General features: G+C 74.4%; 1 protein-coding gene. It reads right to left on the bottom strand.

The window, feature by feature from the left end; all coding sequences use genetic code 11:
- Positions 1-3,985 (bottom strand): type I polyketide synthase (locus ABEB07_RS33510; protein ID WP_345671791.1); only part of this gene is annotated, 3,985 nt, incomplete at both ends.

Genomic DNA, 3,985 nt, shown 5'->3' with positions numbered 1-3,985 from the left:
GGACGATGTCGACGCGGTGGAGGGGGGCGTCGGGGTCGCGGAGGATGTCGGTGAGGGACCAGTCGGTGTAGGGGGCGAGGGCTTGTTGGCAGCGGTCGATCCAGTGGGCGAAGACCGGTGAGGTGTCGAGGAGGCCGGCTCCCATGCCCGCCCATTGCGAGCCCTGTCCGGGGAACACGAAGACCACCTTGCCCCCGGCGGACGCGACCCCCTCGATGACGTTCTCCGCGGGCGCACCACCCGCGAGGGACTCCAGACCGGCGGACCGCTCCTCGTCGGTGGCGCCGATCACCACGGCGCGGTGTTCCAGCGTCGCCCGCGCGGTGGCCAGGGAATAGCCGACATCGGCCGGGTCCTGGCCGGCGAGGGACAGCAGCCGCCCGGCCTGAGCGCGCAGTGCCTCGGCCGTCCTGCCCGACACCGTCCACGGGACGACGCCGGCAACCGGCGCACCGGCCGCGGACCCGGCCGTGGACTCGTCGGAGGCGGGCGGCTGTTCGAGGATGACGTGGGCGTTGGTGCCGCTGACGCCGAAGGAGGAGACGGCGGCGCGGCGGGGCCGGTCGTGGTCGGGCCAGGGCTGTTCCTCGGTGAGCAGGGAGACGGCGCCCGCCGTCCAGTCGACGTGCGGGGTCGGTTCGTCGATGTGGAGGGTGCGGGGGAGGGTGCCGTGCCGCATGGCGAGGATCATCTTGATGACGCCGGCGGCGCCGGCGGCGGCCTGGGTGTGACCGATGTTGGACTTCACCGAGCCGAGCCAGAGGGGTTGTTCGCGGTCCTGTCCGTAGGTGGCTTGGAGGGCCTGGGCTTCGATGGGGTCGCCGAGGCGGGTGCCGGTGCCGTGGGCCTCGACGGCGTCCACCTCGTCGGGGCGCAGCCCGGCGTTGGCGAGGGCCTGGCGGATGACGCGTTGCTGGGAGGGGCCGTTGGGTGCGGTGAGGCCGTTGGAGGCGCCGTCCTGGTTGACGGCCGAACCCCGCAGCACCGCCAGCACCGGGTGGCCGTGGCGCCGGGCGTCGGAGAGCCGCTCCACCAGCAGCAGGCCGATGCCCTCCGCCGACCCGAACCCGTCCGCGTCGCTGGAGAAGGCCTTGCACCTGCCGTCCGGGGAGAGCCCCTGCTGACGGCTGAACTCCGTGAACATATGAGGCGTCGCCATCAGAGCGACGCCACCCGCCAGCGCCGCGGAGGACTCGCCGCGCCGGACGGACTCCGCCGCGAGGTGCAGAGCGACCAGCGACGAGGAACAGGCGGTGTCGACGGTGACGGCCGGGCCTTCCAGCCCGAAGGTGTACGAGATGCGTCCCGAAGCCACACTCGCGGTCGCCCCCGTCAGCAGATACCCTTCCAGCTCCTCCGGCGGCTCGGTGATCCGGGACTGGTAGTCCTGATAGGTCAGACCGACGAAGACGCCGGTCCGGCTGCCTTGCAACGACATCGGGTCGATCCCCGCGCGCTCGAAGGTCTCCCACGCGGTCTCCAGCAGCAGTCGCTGCTGCGGGTCCATCGCCAGCGCCTCGCGCGGGGAGATGCCGAACAGCGACGCGTCGAAGTCCGCGGCGTCGTGCAGGAAACCGCCGCGCCCGGTCGCCGAACGCCCGGGAGCGCCCTGCTCGCCGGACAGGAGCTGCCGCAGGTCCCAGCCACGATCGGTGGGGAAGTCCCCGGTGGACTCCCCTCCGTCGGCGACGAGCCGCCACAGGTCCTCCGGTGAACCGACGTCTCCCGGATAGCGGCACGCCATCGCGACGACGACCACCGGATCGTCGTCGCTCACCTGGGTGGCCACGGCGACCGCTTCGCCCTCCTCCTCACCGGCCAGCACCGACGCGACGTGACGCGCCACCGCGGCGGCCGTCGGATGGTCGAAGACCAGGGTCGACGGCAACCGCACCCCGGTCTCGGCGGCCAGCCGGTTGCGCAGCTCCACCCCGGTGAGCGAGTCGAACCCGAGCTCGCGCAGCGGACGACCGACATCGACGAGCAGCTGATCGGTGTGTCCCAGGACCGCCGCGACCTGGGCGCGCACCACGTCGAGCACCAGCGCCGAACGCGGAGCGCCCGAGAGCGAGCGCACCCGGCCGGCCAGCCCCTGCCCCTCCTCGTGGTCCGGGCCGCCGGACGCCGGGGTCAGCAGGGCACGGACCTCGGGAAGGTCCTCGATGAACGGCCTGGAACGGGCCTCGGAATAGGCGAGATGGAACCTGTCCCAGCGGATGTCGGCCACCATGACGGCCGCGGCGTCCTCGTCGGCGCCGCGGGTGACGATCTGGAGCGCCGGCTCGGGATCGAGGGGCAGCGCCCCGTGGCGCCGCAGCCGGTCCTGCACCCCCTCGACCGCGGCCATTCCGTCCCCCGCCCACGGCCCCCAGGCGTAGGAGGTCGCGGGCAGCCCCAGAGAACGCCGGTGTTCGGCCAGCGCGTCCAAGTAGGCGTTGCCGGGCGCGTACCCGCCCTGGCCGGGAATGCCGAGCACACCGGCGATCGAGGAGAACAGCACGAACTCGTCCAGCTCCGCGCCGAGTTCGTGCAGGTGGCGCGCCCCCTCGGCCTTGACCCGCAACACCCGGTCGAGCTGCTCGACCGTCAGGGAGTCCACTACGGCGTCGTCGAGCACCCCCGCCGCGTGGAACACGGAGGTCACCTGGAACTCGGCGAACAGGCGCGCCACGTCGGACCGTTCGCCCACGTCGCACACCACGACGTCGACCTCGGCCCCGAGCGCCCGCAGATCGGAGGCGAGGGCCTCCGCGCCCGGCGCCCGGATGCCGCGCCGGCTCGCCAGCACCAGATGCCGTGCCCCTTCCCGGGCCAGGCGCCGCGCCACCCGGGCGCCGAGCGCGCCGCTGCCCCCGGTGACGAGGACCGTGTCGCGCGTGCGGCGCTCCGTCGGCACCGGGCCCACCGCACCGGCACGCACCAGCCGCCGGGTGAAGGTGCCGGACCCGCGCACGGCGACCTGGTCCTCATCGCGCTGCGCCAGCACGGCGAGCAGCCATGCGAGCGCCTGCTCACCGGGCACGGCGGGGACATCCACGAGCCCGCCCCAGCGTTCGGGCTGCTCCAGTGAGACCACCCGGCCGAGCCCCCACACCTGGCTCTGCGCGGGGTTGCGCAGGGCGTCCTCCCGGTCCACCGCGACCGCGCCGGAGGTCAGCGTCCACAACGGTACGTCCAGACCCGCGTCGGCGAGGGCGTGCAGCAGCGTCAAGGTGGCGGCCGTGCCCGTCGGAACGGCGCCGTGCCGCGGAGCCACCGCGTCACCCGTCGCGAGCAGCGACAGCACCGCGTCCACGTCACGGGGCAGACGGCCGCCCAGCGCGGCGCGGTCCTCTGCGCCGAGCCGCAGCTCCACCACCTCGGCCCCGCCGGCGAGCAGCCCGTCCCGGGCCGCCCGGGCCCAGGCGGCGTCGTGGTCGCCGTCCGGGGTGACGACCAGCCACCTGCCGGTCGGCGCGCCGCCGCGGATCCCGGCCGCGGGCGTCCACTCGACCGTGTAGCGCAGGGCGTCGAGGCGGCCGCTCGCGCGCCTCAGCTCGCGGCGCCGGGCCAGTGAGGGCATCGCCTGCCCCAGCCAGTCCGGCCGGTCCTCACGCAGCCCCAGTACCGAGGCTACGGCGTCGGTGTCGGCTGCCTCCACCGCCTCCCAGAACTCCTCGTCGCCACCGTCGCCGGACCGCACGGCGCCGTCGGACGGCGCGTCGATCCAGTAGCGGGTGCGCTGGAAGGGATAGGTGGGCAGGGCGATACGGCGGCCGCCCGGGTACTGCGCGGCCCAGTCGACCGGAACGCCACGGGCCCACGCGTGCGCGGCGGACGTGAGGAGATCGGCGCGGCCGCCCTGGCCGCGGCGCAGGGAGCCGACGGCGACGATGTCGGCCTCGGCGGCGTCTGCCGTGTCCTGGAGAGACGCCACGAGTACGGGGTGGGGGCTGGGTTCGATGAAGGTGGTGTGGTGGTGGGTGATGAGGGTGTGGGCGGTGGG

The organism is Streptomyces similanensis (genome assembly GCF_039543625.1).
GTDB classification, from domain to species: domain Bacteria; phylum Actinomycetota; class Actinomycetes; order Streptomycetales; family Streptomycetaceae; genus Streptomyces; species Streptomyces similanensis.
Note: the sequence above shows the minus strand (reverse complement) of the source record. Positions and strands in the feature narration are given on the sequence as shown.